This is a genomic window from Catellatospora methionotrophica (assembly GCF_011297335.1).
GTDB classification, from domain to species: Bacteria; Actinomycetota; Actinomycetes; order Mycobacteriales; family Micromonosporaceae; genus Catellatospora; species Catellatospora methionotrophica.
This window is the reverse complement of the sequence record NZ_JAAOTJ010000001.1, coordinates 264,034-285,314: the sequence shown is the minus strand read 5'-3', so window position 1 is coordinate 285,314 and position 21,281 is coordinate 264,034. Positions and strand designations below refer to the sequence as shown.

Below are 21,281 nucleotides of genomic sequence, written 5' to 3'. Positions count from 1 at the left end.
CCCGCTTCGTCGTCACCGATCGGCGCGCGGTCGTCCGGAAGAGTCGCTCTGACCGGACATAGACAGATCGGAGCCGGTGCCCGCGACGGCGCTTACGGTAGGCGGCGTGACGGCCCCCCAGCCTCCTTACCCCACGTCGCCGCAGGCAGCGCCTTCCGGCGTGTCGGCCCAGCCGGGACGATCCGGGCAGCAGCCCGGCATGTCCGGTGGCCCCGTGTCGGCGGCCGGGCCGTCGGGCGGCGATAGCGGCGTCGGGCTGCCCACGATCAACCTGCCGCAGGGCGGCGGGGCGGTACGCGGCCTCGGCGAGAAGTTCGCCGCCAACCCGGTCACCGGCACCGGCTCGCTGTCGGTGCCGCTGCACCTGACCAAGGGCCGAGCCGGGTTCGGGCCGAACCTGTCGCTGTCGTACGACTCCGGGCGCGGCAACGGCCCGTTCGGGTTCGGCTGGGGCCTGTCGCTGCCCGCGGTGTCCCGGCGCACCGACAAGGGGCTGCCGGAGTACACCGACGGCGACGTGTTCCTGATGACCGACACCGAGGACCTGGTGCCGGTCCCGAACCCGGTCACCGGCTATCCGGCCGGGTACGCCGTGGACCGGTTCCGGCCCCGGGTGGAGGGCGCGTTCAACCGGATCGAGCGCTGGCGTCGCGCCGACGGCGACGTGCACTGGCGCTCGATCACCCGCGACGGCGTGACCACGGTCTACGGCGCCGACGACGGCTCACGGGTCCAGCGGGACGGCCGGGTCTGGTCGTGGCTGATCAGCTCGTCGTACGACCAGCACGGCAACGCCGTGGAGTACGAGTACCTGCCCGAGGACGCCCGTGGCGTCGACCTGACCGCCGCCCACGAGCAGCACCGCACCGCCGCGGACCGGAGCGCGCAGCGGCACCTCAAGCGCATCCGCTACGGCAACCGGGTCAGCCTGCTGGCGTCCGAGCAGGCCGACCAGGGCTGGCTGTTCGAGGTCGTGTTCGACTACGGCGACCACGACCCGGCCCGGCCCGTGTCCACGCCCGACCGGGACTGGACGGTGCGGCCCGACCCGTTCTCGGCGTATCGGCCCGGTTTCGAGGTGCGCACCTACCGGCTGTGCCGCCGGGTGCTGATGCTCCACCACTTCCCGAACGAGCCCGGCGTCGGCGCGGACTGCCTGGTCAAGGCGACCGAGTTCGGCTACACCACCGACGAGGCGGCGGGTTCGTTCCTGGCTTCGGTGACCACGCGCGGCTACCGCCGTGACGGCGAAGGCTACGTCGACCGGGCGATGCCGCCGGTCGAGTTCGCGTACCGTCCTGCGACGCTGCGGGCCGAGGTCGGTGAGGTCGACGCCGACAGCCTGCGCAACCTGCCCGCCGGGCTGGGCACGACCGGCTGCCGCTGGGTCGACCTGGACGGCGAGGGGCTGTCCGGGATGCTGCTGGACGCCCCCGGCGGCCTGTACTACAAGGCGAACCTGGGCGGCGGCCGCTTCGACACCGCCCGCGCGCTGCCCAGCGTGCCCAACCAGGTCGGCACGACCCTGGTCGACCTGGCCGGGGACGGGCAGCTCGACCTGGTCTCCTACACCGGCCCGCTGCCCGGTTTCACCGAGCGCGCCGATGACGGCTGGGCGCCGTACCGGCCGTTCGCGGCGCTGCCCGCGATCGACTGGCAGGACCCGAACCTGCGCTTCGCCGACCTCGACGGCGACGGCTTCCCCGACCTGCTGCTGGCCGAGGACAGCGGGCTGACCTGGTACGCGTCCCGTGCCGAGGAGGGTTTCGGCCCGGCCCGGCGGGTGCTGAACCCGCTCGACGAGGCCGACGGGCCACGGCTGCTGTTCACCGAGGGCCGGGCGGCGGTGCACCTGGCCGACATGTCCGGCGACGGCCTGCTCGACCTGGTCCGTGTCCGCAACGGCGAGGTCTGCTACTGGCCGAACCTGGGCCACGGCCGGTTCGGCCGCCGGATCGTCACCGACAACGGGCCGCTGTGCGCGACCGAGGAGCAGTTCGATCCGCGCCGGGTGCTGTTCGCCGACGTCGACGGCTCCGGCGTCACCGACCTGGTCTACGCCGGTCCGCGCGAGGTGCGGCTGTACCGCAACCGGTCCGGCAACGGCTGGACCGACGGCGACCTGCTGACCGCGACCCCGCAGGGTGACCTGGCCGTCGCCGACCTGCTCGGCGCGGGCACGGCCTGCCTGGTGTGGTCGGCGACCCTGCCCGGCTCCGAGCGCCGCAGCCTGCGCTACCTGGACCTGTACGGCGGCGGCAAACCGCACCTGCTCACGCAGGTCGTCAACAACCTCGGCTCCCGCATCACCGTCGACTACGCGCCCTCGACCAGGCACTACCTGGCCGACAAGGCCGCCGGGCGGCCGTGGCAGACCCGGCTGCCGTTCCCGGTGCACGTCGTGGACACGGTGACCACCGAGGATCTCGTCGCGGGCAACGCCTTCGTCACGTCGTACGCGTACCACCACGGCTTCTTCGACGGGGCGGAACGGGAGTTCCGGGGCTTCGGCATGGTCGAGCAGTGGGACGGCGGCCGGATCGGCGCGGTCGCCGGGGACCTGCCCGTCGGGCCGCGCACGCTGACCCGGACCTGGTACCACACCGGCGCGTTCGCGTCCGGCGGCGAGGCCCTGTCGGCCCGCTACGCCACCGAGTACTGGCCCGGCGACCCCGAGTTCCGGCTGCCCGACACGGTGTGGCCCGACGGCGACGTCGACCCCGACGACCTGCGCGAGGCCTGCCGGGCGCTGAAGGGCCTCATCCTGCGGCAGGAGGTGTACGCCGAGGACAGCCCGCTGCCGTTCACCGTCACCGAACGCGACTACGCCGTCGACCTGCTCCAGGCCAGGGGCGCCAACGCGCACGCGGTCTGCTTCGCCCGGCCCCGCGAGACGCTGCAACTGCACTACGAGCGCCGCGAGTACGCCGTCGAGGCCGGTGGTCTCACCACCACGGTCATGGACCCGCGCATCACCCACGAACTGGTGCTCGACACCGACGACTTCGGTGACGTGCTGCTGTCGGCGTCCGTCGCCTACGGCCGCCGCCACCCCGACGCCGACCTCGACCCGATGCTCGACGCGGCGACCCGCGACGCGATCCGGGCCGTGCAGACCGGCGTACAGATCAAGGTCACCGCCAGCGCGTTCACCAACCCGGTGCAGACCGCCGCGGTCTTGCGCGCCCCGCAGCCCGCCGAGGTGCGCACGTACGAGCTGGTGCACGTCACGCCCGAGCCGGGAAAGCCGTTCGCGCTCGACGCTCTGCACGCGACCGTGCTCGCTTCGGCCGAGGTGTCCTACGAGCAGCCGCCCGTCGCCGGACCGTGCCGCAGGCTGCTGGAGCACACCCGGGTCCGCTACCGCCGCGACGACCTGGGCGGCCCGCTGGCACCGGGCGTGCAGGAGCCGCTGGGGCTGCCGTACGAGAGCTACAAGCTCGCGTTCACGCCGGGTCTGCTGGCCCAGGCCTACCGGCGCGGGGCGGAGAACCTGCTGCCGCAGCCCGCGCTCGTGCTCGGCGTCGAGGGCGGCTACGTGTACGCCGACGGCGGCTGGTGGATCCCGTCCGGCCGCCTGCTGTACTCGCCGCACCCGGCCGACACCGCCGCGCAGGAGCTGGCGTACGCCCGGGAGCACTTCTTCACCGCCAACCGGCACGCCGACCCGTTCGGCGCGATCGGCTACGCCCGCTACGACTCCTACGACCTGCTGCTGCTCGACAGCGTCGACGCGGTCGGCAACCGCACCTCGGCGGGCGAGCGCGCGAAGGCGGCCACGCCCGACGCGGAGACGCTGACCCCCCGGCTGGACTACCGGGTGCTCGCGCCGACGGTGAGCAGCGACGCCAACCGCAACCGCACCGAGGTGCTGTTCGACGCGCTCGGCCTGGTCACCGCGACGGCACGGCGCGGCAAACCCGAGGAGTCGCTCGGCGACACGCTGACCGGGCTCGACCCCGAACCCGACGCCGCCGCCTACCTCGCCGACCCGCTCGGCCAGGCCGGGCTGCTCGGCGGGGCGACGATCCGGTTCGTCGTCGACCTCGGGGCGTTCCACCGCACCCGCGACGACGCCCGGCCCGCGCCGGTGGGCACGGGCCTGCTGCGCCGCGAGACCCACGGCCCGAACCCGGGGCGGGTGCAGCACCGCATCACCTACGCCGACGGGTTCAGCCGCGAGATCCAGGTCAAGGCGCAGGCCGAACCGGGCCCGGACGGGCCGCGCTGGGTCGGTTCCGGCTGGACCGTCTTCGACGACAAGGGCCGCCCGGTACGCCGCTACGAGCCGTTCTTCACCGCCACCCCTGCGTTCGAACTCGCCTACACGGCGGGCGTCAGCAACGTCGTCGCCTACGATCCGGTCGGCCGGGAGGTCGTGCTGCTGTCGCCGGACGGCTCGTACACCAAGACGAACTTCGACCCGTGGCGGCACGACGTCTGGGACGCCAACGACACGGTGCTGCTCGACCCGCGTACCGACCCCGACGTGTCGGCGCTGCTGGCCGGCCACTTCACGACCCAGCCGCCCGGCTGGCAGACCTGGCACCAGCGCCGGATCGGCGGTGCGCTCGGCCCCCGCGAGCAGCGGGCCGCGATCGAGGCCGCCGTGCACGCGGCCACGCCCGGTGTCGGCCACGCCGACGTGCTGGGCCGGGTCGTGGTCACCGTCGCGCACGACCGCCACACCACCCCCGGCACCGGGGTCGTCGTCGACGAGCGGCACCCGGTGCGCGACGTGCTGGACATCGAAGGGGCCCGGCAGTCGCAGGTGGACGCGCGCGGCGTGACGGTGAACGCGTCGGTGTTCGACGTGGCCGGGCGCGCCATCGCGACGCGCAGCCCCGACGCGGGCGACCACTGGTACGTGCCCGACGTGCTCGGCGTGCCGATCCGCCGCTGGGACGCGCGCGGGTTCGCGGCCCGGCACTCCTACGACGCGGTCCGCCGCCCGGTCCAGTTGTGGATCACCGAGCCGGGCGCGCCGGCCGAGATCCTGGCGGCGCTGACCGTGTACGGCGAGGGCGTGCCGTCGGCGGCGGCCGACAACGTGCGCGGCCGGGCCCGGTACACCTTCGACGGCAGCGGCCTGCACACCTCGCACCGGCACGACTTCAAGGGCAACCTGCTGGCCTCGCGGCGGCAGCTGGCCAGGGCCTTCGACAGCACCCCCGACTGGTCGGCGCTGGCCGGGGTGGCCCCGGCGGGCATCGAGGCGGCCGCGCAGCCGCTGATCGAGGCGGAGCCGATGTCCACCGCCACCGACTACGACGCCCTGGACCGGCCGGTGATGCAGGTGCTGCCGGACACCACCGTGCTGTCGCCGCGCTACAACGAGGCCGGGCTGCTGGAGGCGCTGTCGGCGCGGCTGTCCGGCGCGGTCGGGCAGACGCCTTACCTGGTCGCGGCCGACTACCACGCCACGGGCCGGCGGGTGCGGGCGGAGTACGCCAACGGCACCGTCACCGAGCAGGCCTTCGACCCGCTGACGTTCCGGCTGCGCGGCACCGTGACCAGGCGCGGGACGGTCGCCCTGCAGGACGTGTCCTACGTGCACGACCCGTCCGGCAACACCGTCGACACCACCGACCGGGCGCAGCGCACGGTGTTCTTCGACGGCGAGGTCACCTCCGGCGACAGCCACTACGTGTTCGACTCCCTGTACCGGCTCATCGAGGCCACCGGCCGGGAGCACGCCAGCCTCGGCGTACAGCCCGACGGGGCCAACCCGGCCGCGCGGCCGGTCCCGCACCCTGACGACGTCAACGCCGTACGCGCCTACACCGAGCGCTACACCTACGACCCGGCGGGCAACATCACGTCGATGGCGCACGTCGCCGGGGTCGGCAGCTGGACGCGGAACTACACGTACGCGGCGGGCTCCAACCGGCTGCTGTCGCACACCGTGCCGGGCGGGCCGGGCAGCGTCGCGTTCACGCACGACGCGCACGGCAACATGACCGGCCTGCCGCACCTGGGCGCGCTCGGCTACGACCACCACGACCAGCTCGTATCGGTCGACCTCGGTGGCGGCGGCAGCGCGCACTACACCTACGACGGGGCGGGCAGCCGGGTGCGCCGGGTGCTGCGCCGGCAGGGCGGCGTCGTCGAGGAGTTCGTCTACCTCGGCGGGTACGAGGTGTACCGGCGGCGGGTCAACGGGCAGGTCGTCTTCGAGCGGCAGACCGTGCACCTGCTCGACGGCACCCGGCGGCTGGCGATGGTCGAGCGGACCGCCGTGGACACCTGGCAGCCGCAGCAGACCGGGACGGTGCGGCACCGGTTCGCCTACGACGACCAGATCGGCTCGGCCCGGCTCGAACTCGACGACACCGGGGCGGTGATCTCCGCCGAGGAGTACCACCCGTACGGCACCACCGCGCTGTGGCTGACCGCGCCCGAAGTCAGCGCCCGCCGCTACCGGTACACCGGCAAGGAGCGCGACGACGAGACCGGCCTGTACTACCACGGGGCCCGCTACTACCTGCCCTGGCTGGGCCGGTGGAACAGCTACGACCCGCAGGCGCACCGCCCCGGCGAGAGCACCTACATGTACGTGCGCGGCAACCCGATCCGCTACCACGACCCGGACGGGGCCGACTGCAAGGAGCTGGCCGAGCAGAAGCAGCCCTGGTGGAGCTTCCTGGCCCCGGCGCACGCCGGGTACGCGGTGCGCCCGCAGCTCAACCCGTGCCTGAAGGACAACCCGGGCTGGCAGCGCTGGGAGGCCGAGGGCCGCCGCGACATGCAGAACGGGGCCCTGGCCGGGCAGCGCGTCGGCTTCGGCGTCGGCACCGGCATGGCCGCCGCCGGCTCCATCGCGACCGTGGGCCTGATCTACGGCGGTATGGCACTGGGTTCGCTGGCGATGACCGCGCAGGAGTCGCTGCTGTTCTGGACGCTGGCCAATCCGGCCAAGGCCGCGGTGATCAACGTGCTCGGCCAGTTCGCGATCGGGATGGTCGACCCGCACCCGCCGGGCATGTCGCCGCTGGACGCCAACCCGCTCATGGCCGCCGGGCACACCGCCGGAGCCGAGGTGCGCTCCCTGGCCCAGGTCGCGGGCGCCGAGGAGATGGTCGTCCGTTCGGTGCGCATGCTCACGCCCCGGCAGATCATGACCGCGCTGCGCGAGACCTGGGCGCTGGACAAGGAGGCGTTCGGCGCGATGTGGCGCGGCGTCATCCTGGAGGGTGCGCTCGCCGGGACCCGCTACCGGTTCCTGGAGTGGGTCGGGCGGCTCAACAACGGCTTCTTCAAGACGATCGACTTCTACGCCAAGGAAGCCAAGCTCGGCATCCAGCTCAAGACGCTGCAGGGCGTGCCCGGCGTGTCGGCGTACAAGGGGTTCATCGACGAGCTGGCCGCGATGAAGAAGGCCGGGGTGATGCCCGACGGCCGTGCCCTGTCCAACGTGGCCCTGGACATCGCCACTCCGGCCAACTACGCGGGCCCGGTCGGCAAGGCCGCCGAGTACGAGGCGGCGCTCAAAGCGATCAAGGACTACGGCGCGGAGAAGGGCGTGCTCGTGCGGGTCTTCGGCCTGACCGAGCAGGAGATGACCAACGTCATCGTCTCGCCCAAGCAGTGACCCCGAGCACCGAGCGACAGACACAGGCAGGAGAAGGGCTCATGCAGATCAGCGGCCGCGCCTATTTCGACGACGGGCGGCCCGCCCCGGACGTGACGCTGCGGTTCGTCAGCGTCGGGTTCAACGGCCGGGCCGACGTGCTCGCCGAGACGCAGACCGGCGGCGACGGCGCGTACGCGGTGACCGTCGAACGCGACGGCCCGGTCAACCTGGAGGTCCGCGCGGTCACCGCTGACGACGGCCGGGTGTCGCGCTCCGAGCGTCCGGCCGACGGCGACGAGCCGACGGTCCGGCTCGATCCGCACGCCGCCGACGTGCTGCGCGGCGGTGTGTCCGTCGCGGACGCGCTGGGCGGCGGCCCGGGTCGGGGCGGTGACCTGGCTGACCTGCGCCGGGCCGGGCAGGTCGAGGAGGCGTTGCAGCTCGGCGTGGCCGACCGGGTGCGGGCGCGGACGATCGTGCGCCAGGCCGGGGAGGGCGTCGAGACCCGCCTCACCGCTGTGCGGCACGGGCTGCGGGACCGGCTCGACGGGCCGCTGAACCTGGTCGTGCCCGCCGCGCTGCGGCCGCTGGCCGCCGAGTACTCCCGGCTCGACGCCGACGTGCGCCCGCACCTGGGCGACGCCCGGCTGCGCGGCGCGGTCGAGGACGGCGCGACCAACGACCTGACCCTGCTGTCGTCGGCGACGAGCTGGGACGCGCGGCTGCTGGCCCTGGCAGCGACCGCCGACCGGCTGTCGCGGGGCACCGGTGTGGAGCCGCCCGCCCTGTACGGGATGCTGCGCGCCGGGCTGCCCACCGACCCGGTGCAGCTGGCCCGCGTAGGGGCCGACGCCGTGGACCGCGCGCTGCGCAACGCGGCCGAGGCCGGGGTCGTCGCCCTCGACGAGGAGCAGATCCGGGGCGCGGTCCAGGCGCACGAGGCGTATGCCGGGAAGATCCGGCGGCGGCTGGTCAGCGCGGGCACCGTATCCAGCTGGGGCGACGTGCTCGCGGCCACGAAGCTGCCGCAGGAGCAGGCCGGGGTGCTGGAGACGCTGTTCGCCGAGCACGGCCGCGCCGCCGACGTCGACGGCTTCTGGCAGGCCGCCGAGCAGCGCGGCCTGCCCACCGACACGCTGCGCACCAGCGCCCGCCTGGCGCACCTGACCCTCAACAACGCCGACCTGATCGGCGACCTGCAACGCGACGTGCGGACCCCGGACGACCTCGGCCCAGCCCTGGTCCGCGACGGCCTCTACCGCCCCGAGCGCTGGTCCGAGCGGGTCACCGCACTGGCCGGTCAGGACCCCGAGCGGCTGGACGCCCTGATCCCGCCCGCCTACGACGGCGCGGACACCGCGCATCGGCTCACCGCGTACGCCGCCGACATGGCGCGCAAGGTGCGGCTGTCGTATCCGACGCAGGTCGTCGGGGACATGGTCGCCACCGGGGCGCTGCGGCTGCGGCACGACGAGGTCAAGGGCGACGTCGCGCGGGTGCTGGACACGGCCGCGAACCGGCACGGCTTCGCGCTCGGCCGTACGCCGGTCAACACGTTCCTGGCCGAGCACGGCGGCGAGCTGTTCGCCGGCATGGGCGAGGAGCAGATCACCCAGACGACCGCGCAGGTCAAGACACTGGCCCGGCTGTACCAGGTCACGCCCGACGACGAGTCGATGCAGGCGATGCTGCACGCCGGTTACGGCTCGGCGTTCGACGTCACCGCCGTGTCCTACGAGACGTTCATGGACACCAAGGCGCACCTGTTCGCCGACCGGTACGTCGCCGACCGGATCTACCGCAAGGCGCAGCAGGTCACCACGGTCGTGTACAGCTTCCTCGGGGTGGTGCAGCAGGCCGGGACCGAGGTCGTGCTGCCGGTGGCCAGTCCGCCCGCCGCCGCCGTCGAGGAGGCGAAGAACGAGCTGATCAAGCAGTATCCGACGCTGGAGACGCTGTTCGGCTCGATGGACTTCTGCGAGTGCGACCACTGCCGCTCGATCCTCGGCCCGGCCGCGTACCTGGTGAACCTGCTGCGATTCCTGGACCCCGCGCCCGAGGTGTGGGCCAAGCGGCTGGCCGACTGGAAGACCGCGCACGGCGGCGCGCCGTACCCGTACGCCGACGTGCCGACCTGGAAGGCCGACGGCGAACCGGCGCCGATGACGCCGTACGAGGTGCTCACCCAGCGCCGCCCCGACCTGCCGAAGCTGCCGCTGACCTGTGAGAACACCAACACGGCGCTGCCCTACCTGGACATCGTCAACGAGATCCTGGAGCAGTACACCGCCGAGAGCACCCTGGTCGGCATGCCGGTCTACGACACCGGCAACGCGACCAGCGAGAACCTGATCGCCGAACCCGCCAACCAGCTCGCCAAGGCGTACACCGCGCTCAAGGCCGCCCGCTACCCGCTGACCCTGCCGTTCGACCTGTTCCTGGCCACGGTGCGCGAGTTCTGCGGCCACTTCGACGCGCCCCTGTGGACGCTGCTGGACACGCTGCGCCCCACCGACGCGCTCTACCCGGCCGGTGCCGAACCTTACGGCCGCGCTGCCGTCTTTCTCGAACGCCTCGGCCTGACCCCCGACGAGCAGCGCCTGCTCACCGACCCGAACCCGCTGCCCACCTGGACCGGCCTGTACGGCTACGACGGCACCGTCACGCAGGCCCAGGCGCTGACCGAGCTGTCCGGCGCGGTCACCCTGTCCCGGCGGCTCGGCGTCTCCTACCGCGAGCTGGTCGCCCTGGTCCGCACCGGCTTCGCCAACCCCGGTCTGCACGCGCTGGCCACGCTGCGCCGCCTCGACCTGGACATGGAGGACGCGCTGCGCTACCGGGCCGCCGCCGGGCACGCGCCGTTCACCGCCGAGGAGCAGGCCGCCCTGGAGGCCAAGCTCGGCCCCGACGGCGTCACCTGGCTGCAAGGCGTGGATCTCACCGCGCTCGGTAACGTCCTGGTGCTCGCCGATCCCGGCACCGACCCCGGCTTCACCAACACGGTCCTGCGCCACCTCGACGGCAGCGCCGCCCAGCCGCTGGACTTCCTGCTGCTCAACCTGTTCGTACGGCTCCAGCGGCGGCTGCGCTGGCCGATCGCCGACCTCGACCGGGCCCTGCTGACGTTCCTGCCGTCCACGCCCGACCCGCGCACCCCCGCCACGGTCGGCGCGGCGCTGCGCAGCGCCCTGCTCGGCCTGGCCCACCTCGACGTGCTCGCCACCGACCTCAAGGCGGGCAAGCGCGGCCGCACCGACCTGCTGGCCCTGTGGGCGGACCTCGACGACCAGCGCTACACCGAGCTGTTCCGCTCCGGCGCGGCGCCCGACGCCGACCCGGCGTTCGACCACCCGCTGGGCGACTACCTGTCCGACCCGACGGTGCTGCTCGCCGACCACCTGGCCGCGGTGCAGTCGGCGCTGCGGCTGACCGCCGACGACATCGCGGCGATCCTGGCCGCCGCCACGGCGTACACGGTCGCCGACGCGCCGCTGACCATCCCGGTCGTGTCGGTGCTGCACCGGCACGGGCTGCTGGCCCGGCTGCTGAAACTGCCCGTCGCGGATCTGCTCACTCTCCAGGGGCTGACCGGCCTGGACCCGTTCACCCCGGCCGCCGCCGCCCCGGTCGCCGACCTCGCCGACGACCACGTGTTCACGCGGACCATGGCGTTCGTCGACGCGGTGCGCGCGGTCAAGGACGTCGGCGTCGAACGGCTGAACTACCTGCTGCGGCACCGGTTCGACCCGCTGGGCACGTACCGGGCCGCCGCCGAGCCGCCGTTCGCGCTGCTGCGCGGCCTCGCGGCCGAGGTCACCCGGATCAGGGCCGAGCACGCCCTGCCCGCCGACCCGGCGCTGTTCACCGACGACGTGCTGCGGGCGCGGCTGGCGCTGGTGTTCCCGCCCGACGTCACCGAGGCCCTGTTCGGCATGTGGACCGACACCGTGCCGCTGCGAGCGGTCCGGCCGGTCGCCCCGCCCGACGCCCTCGACCCGGCCGCGTTCGCCGCACTGCCGCAGGTCACCGTCGTCTACGACCCGGTACGCCAGGAGCAGCAGCTCGTGCACCGTGGGGTGCTGCGCGACGGCGAACGGGCCGTGCTGCTGGCCGCGGTCACCGGTCCGCAGCCCGCGTACCTGGCCGCGCTGCTCGACGACGTGCAGGCGCAGGGCCGGGCGCTGTTCGACCGGCATCTGCTGCGCACCAGCGTGCCCGGGGTCGGCGAGGCCGGGTTCCTCGCGGCGGCCGACTTCGACGTGCTGTTCGCCGCGCCGCCGCTGACCGCCGCCGCCGACCGCGACCGGCGTGCCCTGCTCGCCGGGGCGCTGCTGCCGTACCTGCGGGACCGGCTCACCCGGCAGGCCGTGATCGATGCCGTCGCCGCCGACCTGGGCGCCGACCCCGCGTTCGCCGCGTCGCTGCTGACCACGCCCGCGCTGCTCGACCGGCCCGACCAGCCCGGTCAGGCGCTGCTCGGCGCATACGCGGGCGCGGCCGGGCCGGGGCTGAGCACGGACACGTCCGGCGGGGCCGTCACGCTGTCCGGCTACGTCGAGGTCCCGGCGAACGGGCCGTACCGGTTCACGGTCGCGGGACTGCCGGTCGGCACGCCGGTGTCGGTGCGGTTCGAGCACCTGACCGACGCGCTGCTGCACACCACCACGTCCGCCGCCACGCCCGAACCGTCGGCGTTCACGGAGCTGAAGGCGGGCCAGCCCTACGCGATCACCGTCCGCGCCGCCGGGGCCGCCGCGCCCCTGCTGCTGGTACAGGGCGAGACGGTGCCCAGGGGGCCGGTGACGCAGCTGGTCAGCTACCCGCGTGACGGCGTCGACGCGCTGCACCGGGCACACCTGGTGCTGGGCAAGGCGACGGCGCTGCTCGGCGCGCTCGGCATCGGCGCGGCCGAGGCCGCGCACCTGCTCACCCATCCGGCCGACTTCGGCGGGCTGGACCTGGGGGAGCTGCCGACGCGGGCCGCCGACGACACCGACGTGCGGGCGCGGGCACTGTTCGGGCAGGTGCTGCGGCTTGGTGCGTACGCCCGGCTGAAGGGTGAGCTGGGCACCGACCTGACGCCGCTGTTCGCGGCCGCGCGCCGCACCTTCCCGGCGGAGGTCGCCGCCGCCGACGCGCGCGAGGCGACCCTGGCCGGGCTCGCGGCGGCGGTCGGCGCGGTCACCCGGCGCGATCCGGCGGCCGTGCGCGCGGCGATGGACCTGCTCGGCGTCACCGCCGCCGTCGGCGCGGGCGACCCGTTCGGCGTCGAGGCCGCCGCGCTGGCCGACGAGCGCGGCCTGGCCCGGCTGTGGCAACTGCTGCAGCTCGCGGGCCGGTTCGGGGTCAGCCCCGTGGCGCTGTCGGCGTGGGCGAACCCGGAGCCCGACGCCGCCGTCGCGCAGGGCATCCGCGACACGCTGCGGGCCCGCTACGAGCCCGACGTGTGGCGGGCCGTGGTCAAGCCGATCGCCGACCGGCTGCGCCAGGCCCGCCGGGACGCGCTCGTCGCGCACCTGCTCCAGGCGATGAACCTGGACCGCCTGGAATCGCTGTACGAGATCTTCCTCGTCGACCCCGGCACCGAACCCGTCGTGCAGACCTCCCGGCTGCGCCAGGCGATCTCGTCGGTGCAGCTGTTCATCCAGCGCTGCCTGCTCAACCTGGAACCGAAGGTGAGCCCGTCGGCGATCGACGCCGCGCACTTCGCCTGGATGAAGCGTTACCGGGTCAGCGAGGCCAACCTCAAGATCCTGGTGTGGACGCCGAACTGGCTGGAGCCGGAGTTCCGCGACGACAAGACGCACCTGTTCGCCGAGATGGAAAGCGCGCTGACGCAGACCGACCTGACCAACGACGACGCCGAGGACGCGCTGTTCGGCTACCTGCGCGGCCTCGACGAGATCGCCCGCCTCGACATCCGCGCCATGTACGTCGAGCAGGCCGTCGACCCGTCCGACAACGTCGTGCACGTCGTCGGGCGTACGTTCGCCGCGCCGCACAAGTACTTCTACCGCACCCTGGCGCACCGCTCGTGGACGCCGTGGGTGCCGGTCACCGCCGAGATCGAGGGCGATCACGTCGCCATCGCGAAGTGGCGCGACCGGGTGCACCTGTTCTGGGTGACCTTCGTGCCCGAACCCGGCAAGCCCGACACCAGCGGGCTCGGCGGGTCAGGCGCGGCCACGCTGACACTGGACCAGCTGAGCGGCCTGAACGCGCTGCTGTCGGTCAACGTCAAGCTCGGCTGGACGCACCGCTTCGGCCGGGACTGGAGCCCGGCCGGGTCGACCGACGTCATGAAGGTGCCACTCGGGAAGATCGTGTCGTTCGACGCGAAGGACGAGCACGTGCACGCCACCACGGCCGCCGACGGGGCCGTGTGGATCCACCTGACCGGCCGGCTCAACACGGCGTTCCGGCTGATCAGCAGGCACGCGACCCCGACGCTGAAGACGGCCGCGCAGCCGCCGCGCCCGCCGTTCGCCGAGCTGACCGACAGCGACCAGGGCCGCTGGGACGGCAAGGGCGCGCTGTCGTCGTTCTACGTCGAGAAGATCACCACCAAGAGCGGCGTCGTGCAGCCCGCCTGCCCGACCAAGCTGGCGATCCTCGGCAAGATCTCCGAGTACACCCTGGTCACCAACGGCACGCCGATCGGCGGGATGCCGTCCGACGTCGGGAGCCTGGTGCTGCCGTTCTTCGTCGCCGACGAGCACGCCACGTTCTACGTCGAGCCGCGGCTGACCGAGCGCACCATCGAGCAGGGCGACCGGCTCATCTTCACCAACCCGCTGATCGAACCGCACTTCGAGCTGCCGCCGCTGGTCGCGCACGTGCCGGTGCCGCCCGGCCCGCCGCAGTGGGAGGTCGACCCGCGCGTGCTGTACGAGATCAACCCCAAGTTCGACACGGTCACCGCGCTGGGCGCGACCGTCGCCTACGGCGACACCGTCATCGGCCCGCAGGGCGGGCACTTCTTCGCCGGAGGCGCGCTGTGAACCTCAAGGACCAGCTCACCCAGCAGTTCCACGGGGGCACCGCGCTGTCGAGCCAGCTCGGCGTCTACAAGATCAATCGAACGACGGTCGTCGAGCGGGAGATGGCGTACCGGTTCTTCGGCCACTTCCACCCCTACGTGCACGAGCTGATCCACGAACTCGTCGAGCGTTCGGTCAGCGGGCTGCAGGCCGCCGACACCGACTACCTGCGCACCCCCGACGGCAAGGTGACTACCCTGCCCGACGGGCGGCCCCGGCCGCGCCTGTACGAGGAGTTCTTCGCCGCGTACGCGCCCGGCGCCCGGATCACCGGCGACCGGCCCGTCAAGGACCTCGACTTCACCGCCACCGGCGCGTACTCCTGCTACAACTGGGAACTCTTCTACCACGTGCCGATCGCCATCGCGACGCACCTGATGCGCGCCCAGCGCCACGAGGACTGCCAGCGCTGGCTGCACTACGTCTTCGACCCGACCGCGGTCAGCGTCGACCCGTCGCCGATGCGGTTCTGGAAGGTGCGGCGCTTCCACGAACTGGAGGTCGTCAGCATCGAGAAGGTGCTGGCCAACCTGTCCACCCAGGCCGACAAGAAGCTGCTCGAAGACACCCTGGCCGCCATCCACGACTGGAAGGACCACCCGTTCCGCCCGCACGTGGTGGCCCGCTGGCGGCAGAGCGCCTACATGGTCAAGACCGTGATGTTGTACCTGGACAACCTCATCGCGTGGGGCGACCTGCTGTTCGCCGAGGACAGCGGCGAATCCATCGGCGAGGCCACCCAGCTGTACGTGCTCGCCGCGCAGCTGCTCGGCCCGCGCCCGCAGGCGGTGCCGCGCAAGGGCTGGCAGCAGCCGCAGTCGTACGAGTCGCTGCGCCCCAAACTCGACGCGCTCGGCAACACGTTCACCGAGCTGGAGGTCGACATCCCGTTCGACCAGCTGCCCGCGCCCAGCGCCCCGTCGGACGCCGCCGCGCTGCAGACCGTCGCCAGCATCGGCGGGGCGCTGTACTTCTGCGTGCCGCCCAACGAGAAGCTGCTCGGCTACTGGGACACCGTCGCCGACCGCCTCTTCAAGATCCGCAACAGCCTGAACCTGCAGGGGATCTTCCGCCAGCTCCCGCTGTTCGACCCGCCCATCGACCCGGCGCTGCTGGCCAAGGCCGCCGCCGCCGGGCTGGACATCTCCTCGGTGCTCGCCGGGCTGCACCAGCCCGCGCCGCTGGTCCGCTTCGCGCTGCTCGTGCAGAAGGCCACCGAACTGGCCCAGGACGTCAGCTCACTCGGTGCGCACCTGCTGTCGGCGATCGAGAAGCAGGACGCCGAGACGCTGTACGCGCTGCGCGCCCGCTTCGAGCGCAGCCTGCTCCAGCGCACCGAACTGGTCCGCTTCCAGCAGTGGCAGGAGGCCATCAAGGCCCGCGAGGGCGTGGAGAAGTCGTTCGCGTCCGCGCTGACCCGCTACCGCTACTACGAACTCCAGCTCGGCAAGGCCGACGCCGAGATCACCGTGCCGGGCCTGGACGACCTCGACCGCGCCGCGATGGCGAAACTGCGGTTCACCTCCAGCGAGGACCCCGCCCCGCAGCCGCGCCCGCTCGACGTCGACATCGCCAAGAACCTCACCGACGCCGACGGCAAGCTCATCTCCTCGTACGAGGCCAAGGAGCTGCAGTTCCTCAAGGCCGCGCAGGCGCACCGGGACATGGCGATCGAGGGCGACACCCTCGCAGCGATGCTCAGCACGGTGCCGACGTTCGGGGCCAGCTTCGAACCGTTCGGCACCGGCGGCACCATCTCCTTCGGCGGCGGCAACCTGGCCGCGCACGCCTCCTGGGCCTCGTCCAGCTACAAGCAGAGCGCCGAGTCCGACACGCACACCGCGGTCGTGGCGGGCAAGGTCGGCGCGTACGCCCGCCGCCAGCTCGACTGGTCCTACCAGAGCAACCAGGCGCTCAGCGACATCGCGGTCACGCTCAAGCAGTGGCGGGCCGCGCAGATCCGCGAGGCCGCCAGCCAGCAGGAGTTCCTCAGCCACCAGCAGCAGATCGCCGAAGCCGAGCAGATCGAGCAGTTCCTGGCCGGGGAGAAGGTGCAGGGCGCGACCAAGACCAGCACCGCCGCGCTGTACACCTGGCTGCGCCGGGAGATCCGGGCCCTGTACAACTCCGGCCTGAGCCTGGCCACCGACGTCGCCCGCAAGGCCGAGCGCGCCCTGCAGTACGAACTCGGCGACCCCGGCCAGTCGTTCCTGCAGCCCGGCTACGCCACCGGCCGCGAAGGGCTGCTCGCGGGGGAGAAGCTGCTGCTCGACGTCAAGCGCATGGAGCACGCCTACCACGACCTCAACCGCCGCGAGCTGGAGCTGACCAAGAACGTCAGCCTGCGCCAGCTCAACCCCGAAGCCCTGATGCGGCTGCGGACGGACGGCTTCTGCGAGGTCGACCTGTCCGAGCACCTGTACGACCAGGACTATCCCGGGCACTACTTCCGCCGGCTGCGCGCCGTCGGGGTCAGCATCCCCGCCAGCGCCGGGCCGCACACCACCGTCGCCTGCACCCTGACCCTGCTCAACAGCAGCATCCGGGTCACCCCGCAGCTGGCCGACGGCGCGTACGAGCGCGACGGCGAGGACACCGAACGCTTCCGGGACAGCTACGGCCGCGTCGAGTCCATCGCGACCAGCAACGCGGTCGGCGACTGGGGCACCTTCGCCGGGCCGAACGCCCGCGACGAGCGCCTCGACCCGTTCGAGGGCCAGGGCGCGATCAGCGCCTGGCGCATCGAGCTGCCGAAACTGCGCCAGCACGACTACCTGGCCATCCCCGACGTGATCCTGCACGTGCGGCTGACCGCCCGCGACGGCGGCCTGCCGCTGCGCCAGGCGGCCGAGACGGCGCTGGCCGAACGCATCGCGGCAGCGGGCGCGGTCGGCAGCGTGCGGCTGCTGTCGCTGCGCCAGGACTTCCCGACGGCCTGGGCGAAGTTCCGCTCCGCCCCGGCGGCGGCCCGTACACCGTTCACGGTCACGCTGCGCCCCGAGCACTACCCGTTCTGGGCCGACACGGCCAGCGCGGTGCTGCGCCGCGTCGAGCTGTTCGCCCAGCCCGGCACGGCCAGCGCGGTCACCGTCACCGCCGACGCCGCGGGCACCCAGCCGGTGCTGAACCTGTCCAAGGACGGCGCTCCGGCCGGGCTGCTGTGGGGCAGGCTGCCCGACGCGGCGACCCCGCCGCCCGCGCTCGGCGCGTTCACCTGGCACTTCGACAGCACCGGCCTGGAAGACGCCTGGCTCGTGCTCACCTGGGGCACCGAGTAGGCGCCTCCCGTCATGGGTTCTGAGGACGGCCGGCGGCCGGGGTCCGATGCGGACCCTGGCCACGGCCCCTCAGCTCCGGCGCGGGTGTGGCGGCTCGCCCGGGGTGCTCCCGCCGGACGGCGGCTCGTTCGAGTAGCCACCTGTGGCGGGCGGCAGGTTCCGGCCCCGGCTGCGCGACTTGTACGACGAGTCGGCCGACGAGTACTTCGCCGCCCGCGCGGTCATGCCCAGTTCGGTCTGCTGGGCCAGGTAGTTCAGCGACGACACCTCCTCGTCGAGGTCGGCGCGCAGGTAGGCCGGAGCCGCGGCCAGGGCGTCGGTGACGGCGCCCCGCGCCCGGTTGATCTCGGCGAGCGCCGCGTCGGACGCCCCGGCGCTCAGGTGCCGCGACGCCCGGCGCTTGGCCTCCTGCACCTGCAGGTACACCAGCTCGGTGCGCACCACCGGGTCCGGGATGCGGCCCGCGGCCTGGTCGCCGGGCACGACGTTGACGTGCAGCGGCACGCTCACGGTGTGCTGGGTGAGGCCCGGCAGCTCGACCCAGGTGAACTCGCAGGTCGCGACCTGGGCCAGGCCGAGCGCGGCGATCGCCGGGATGTCGAAGACCAGCAGCAGCTTGCGGGTCTCGTCGGCGTAGAAGCCGCCCAGCTCGGCCAGCACCGTGTTCCCGGTCGTGGTCACGGGCAGGTCGTTGGCGATCCGCACCGCGCGCACCTGCGGCGACAGCGTGATCTGCAGCGACGCCGCCTGAGCGGTCTGCGACAGCAGCCCGTCGACCTCACCGGCGATCAGCGCCGAGGCGGTGTCGGCCTCCTCGGCGAACAGTTCGTTGCCGACCCCGCCCCGGGCGATCGCCGACAGCAGCCGCTCGTCGTAGCCGAGTCCGAAACCGAGGGTGGACGAGGTGACCTTGTCCGCGTACGCCTTGGCGGCGACGCCGCTGAGCGCGTCCGGGTCGGTGACCCCGGCGTTGGCGCGGCCGTCGGACACCAGCAGCAGCGTCGCGCCGCCCGCGCCGGCGACCCGCTTGGCCTCCTGCAGCCCACGCAGGTAACCGGCGGACAGATCCGTGCTGCCCCGCGCCTGCAATTCGGCGATGGCCCGCTTGACGGCGAGTTTGTCGGTGAGCGGCCCGGCCGGAACGGTCACCTCGACCCGGTCGTCGAACGCGACCAGCCCGAAATTGTCCTGCGGATCGAGGCGGTCCACCAGATTGATCAGAGCCGTCTTCGCGCCGTCGAGCCGCGCACCGCCCATCGACCCGCTGCGGTCCAGCACCACCTGCAGCGTCGACGGCGGTCGCGGACCCTCGGCCTCAGGTGCGGGCGGCGCGGTCAGCTCGATGAGCACCGACAGCTGGTCGTCGGTCTCCACGGCGACGACGTCGACGTCCAGATGGGCGGTGATGTGCACGATGTCTCCTTCGGGCGTCGATACCGGACCCGGTGCACAGTAGGGGGCCGCGTCCAGCGGGTTTGACCGGCGCTTGCTGCGGAAACGGAGGCACCCATGGGGGAAAACAAGAAACTTCGCAAAGGTGACAAGGTGGCCTGGCGCAGTCACGGGCAGACCGTGCACGGCACCGTCGACGAGAAGATCACCGACCGGACCGAGGCCGCCGGGCGCAGCGTCGCCGCGTCGGAAGACGACCCGCAGTACCGGGTGACCAGCGACAAGACCGGCCGCGACGCGGTGCACAAACCCGAGGCGCTACGCCGTGAACGCTGACGACCGCGACCAGACCTGCCGCGACTTCGCCGAGGCCGTGAACATGACCGCGTCCACGCTGGAGAAGTGGCTCGACACCGACGACTCCCGGGCGGTCGGCCAGAAGGACGGCGGTCACGAGTCCACCGGGCACGCCTCCGGGCGGCGCATCGTCGGCCTGCTGCACACGAAGAAGGCCGACCTCGGCGACGACGACCTCGCCCACATGCGCAAGGTCGTCGGATACGTGCACCGCCACCTCGCCCAGCGACCGTCCGGCGACATCACCGACACACCCTGGCGGTACTCCCTGATGAACTGGGGCCACGACCCGCTGCACCGGTGACCGCTTTGCGGGATCATGATCACGCGACTTAGGGTGCGTGCGTGCGTGACATCCCCCGGGTCGTATGGATCCTCGCCGTCGGACGATTCGTCAACGCTGCCGGGTCGTTCGTCTTCACGTTCCTGTTCCTCTGCCTCACCGGACCCCGGCAGCTGCCGCTGGAGCAGGCGGGCCTGATCAGCGGCGCGCTCGGCGTCGGGCTGCTCGCGGGCAACTTCACCGGCGGCTGGTTCGGCGACCGGTACGGCCACCGCCGCGTCATGCTGCTCGCCTCCACCGTCGCGGGCGTCGTCACACTGCTCATGCCATGGACCCCCGTGGCGCTGCTGGCATTGTCGACGGCGCTGCTCGGCTACAGCGGTGCGACGGCGGGCACCTCGCAGGGCGCGCTGACCGCGCTCGCCGTGCCCGCGGGCGACCGGCGGCGGGCCGTCGCCATCAGCCGGGCCGCGTTCAACGCGGGCTGCGTCATCGGGCCGCCGGTCGGCGCACTGCTCGCCGTGGAGCACTTCACCGTGCTGTTCGTCATCGACGGCCTGGTCATCCTGGTGGTCCGCGCGGTCACCGCGGCGCTGCTGCGGGCCGAGCCCGAGCGGCAGGCCGCCCCCGCCGGGGAGCGTCCCGCCGGGCTGTGGCGCAGCGTGTTCGCCGACCGGGGCCTGCTCATGCTGCTGCCCGCGATCGTCGCGGTCGACGTCGTCTACCGCCAGCTCTACTCGACGCTGCCCGTCTACCTGCGCGACAACGGCCAGCAGCTGACCGTGTACGCCGCGGTGCTCGCCGTCGGCTCGGGGCTGATCCTGCTGCTGGAGATCCCGGTGACCATGCTGCTGCGGCGGCTGCCCGCGGCGGGCATCATCGCGGTGGGATACGTGCTGGTGGGCGTCGGCATGGCGCTGTTCGGTCTCGGCACCACGGCCGCCGTCGTGATCGCCGCGATGGTGGTGCTGACCGCGGGCGAGATCCTCTACAAGACCACCGCCACCGCGCATGTGCTCGACCGCGCCCCGGCCGAACTCACCGGCCGCTACCAGGGCCTCTACACCGGCGCGGCGACCAGCGGCACCATGCTCGCCGCCCCGCTCGGCGCACTGCTCTACGGCATCGCCCCGGCCGCCCTGTGGCCCGTCTGCGCTGTGCTGGCAATCTTCGCGGGCGCTCTCGCCTGGCGCTCAGGCCGCGTCGCGACTCCGGCCGAAGCCCCGGAACCGGCGCTCGCCTAAGGTGGCCACCTGCGGCAGTGCAGTCTCGGGGAAACTGCACGATCGTGTGCCGTGACGGGTGCGTTGCCCCCGAAACTGCACAGCGACGGGCAGGCCCACCGGCACGCCGCCGAT

7 protein-coding genes are annotated in these 21,281 nt (G+C 73.0%); 6 read left to right on the top strand and 1 reads right to left on the bottom strand.

Translation table 11 applies throughout. The features are described 5' to 3' along the window. The first annotated feature begins 106 nt into the window (after nt 1-106). Genes HAV40_RS01385 through HAV40_RS01375 form a run of 3 tightly spaced genes read left to right on the top strand, consistent with a single transcriptional unit; the run spans nt 107 to nt 17,891 of the window. Entirely contained in the window at nt 107-7,591 is a 7,485-nt protein-coding gene (locus tag HAV40_RS01385) for a SpvB/TcaC N-terminal domain-containing protein (protein WP_166378156.1), read from the top strand. Between the two features lie 41 nt (nt 7,592-7,632). Then, a complete protein-coding gene (locus tag HAV40_RS01380) occupies nt 7,633-14,574 on the top strand; it encodes a neuraminidase-like domain-containing protein (protein WP_166378153.1) in 6,942 nt (2,313 codons plus the stop codon). After that, nucleotides 14,571-17,891 carry a Tc toxin subunit A-related protein gene (locus HAV40_RS01375; RefSeq protein WP_166378151.1) on the top strand — a complete coding sequence of 1,107 codons (3,321 nt, stop codon included), beginning with the start codon at nt 14,571-14,573 and terminating at the stop codon, nt 17,889-17,891. The genes HAV40_RS01380 and HAV40_RS01375 overlap by 4 nt, the downstream gene beginning before the upstream one ends. Before the next feature lie 69 nt (nt 17,892-17,960). Here the strand turns inward: HAV40_RS01375 and HAV40_RS01370 are convergent, their stop codons facing one another. Then, nucleotides 17,961-19,304, bottom strand: a complete 1,344-nt coding sequence (locus tag HAV40_RS01370; protein WP_166378149.1) for a vWA domain-containing protein — start codon at nt 19,302-19,304, stop codon at nt 17,961-17,963. A gap of 132 nt (nt 19,305-19,436) precedes the next feature. Between HAV40_RS01370 and HAV40_RS01365 the strand changes: the two genes are divergently transcribed. The 3 genes from HAV40_RS01365 to HAV40_RS01355 are packed head-to-tail and all read left to right on the top strand — an operon-like array spanning nt 19,437 to nt 21,167. Continuing rightward, nucleotides 19,437-19,619 (top strand): hypervirulence associated TUDOR domain-containing protein, encoded by a 183-nt coding sequence (locus tag HAV40_RS01365; protein WP_409364968.1) that lies wholly within the window; start codon nt 19,437-19,439, stop codon nt 19,617-19,619. Continuing rightward, nucleotides 19,609-19,944 carry a DUF3140 domain-containing protein gene (locus HAV40_RS01360; protein ID WP_166378144.1) on the top strand — a complete coding sequence of 112 codons (336 nt, stop codon included), beginning with the start codon at nt 19,609-19,611 and terminating at the stop codon, nt 19,942-19,944. Before HAV40_RS01365 ends, HAV40_RS01360 begins: the two co-directional genes overlap by 11 nt. A gap of 41 nt (nt 19,945-19,985) precedes the next feature. Then, complete coding sequence (locus HAV40_RS01355) at nt 19,986-21,167, top strand: MFS transporter (protein WP_166378142.1); 1,182 nt, start codon at nt 19,986-19,988, stop codon at nt 21,165-21,167. Nucleotides 21,168-21,281 lie beyond the last annotated feature (114 nt).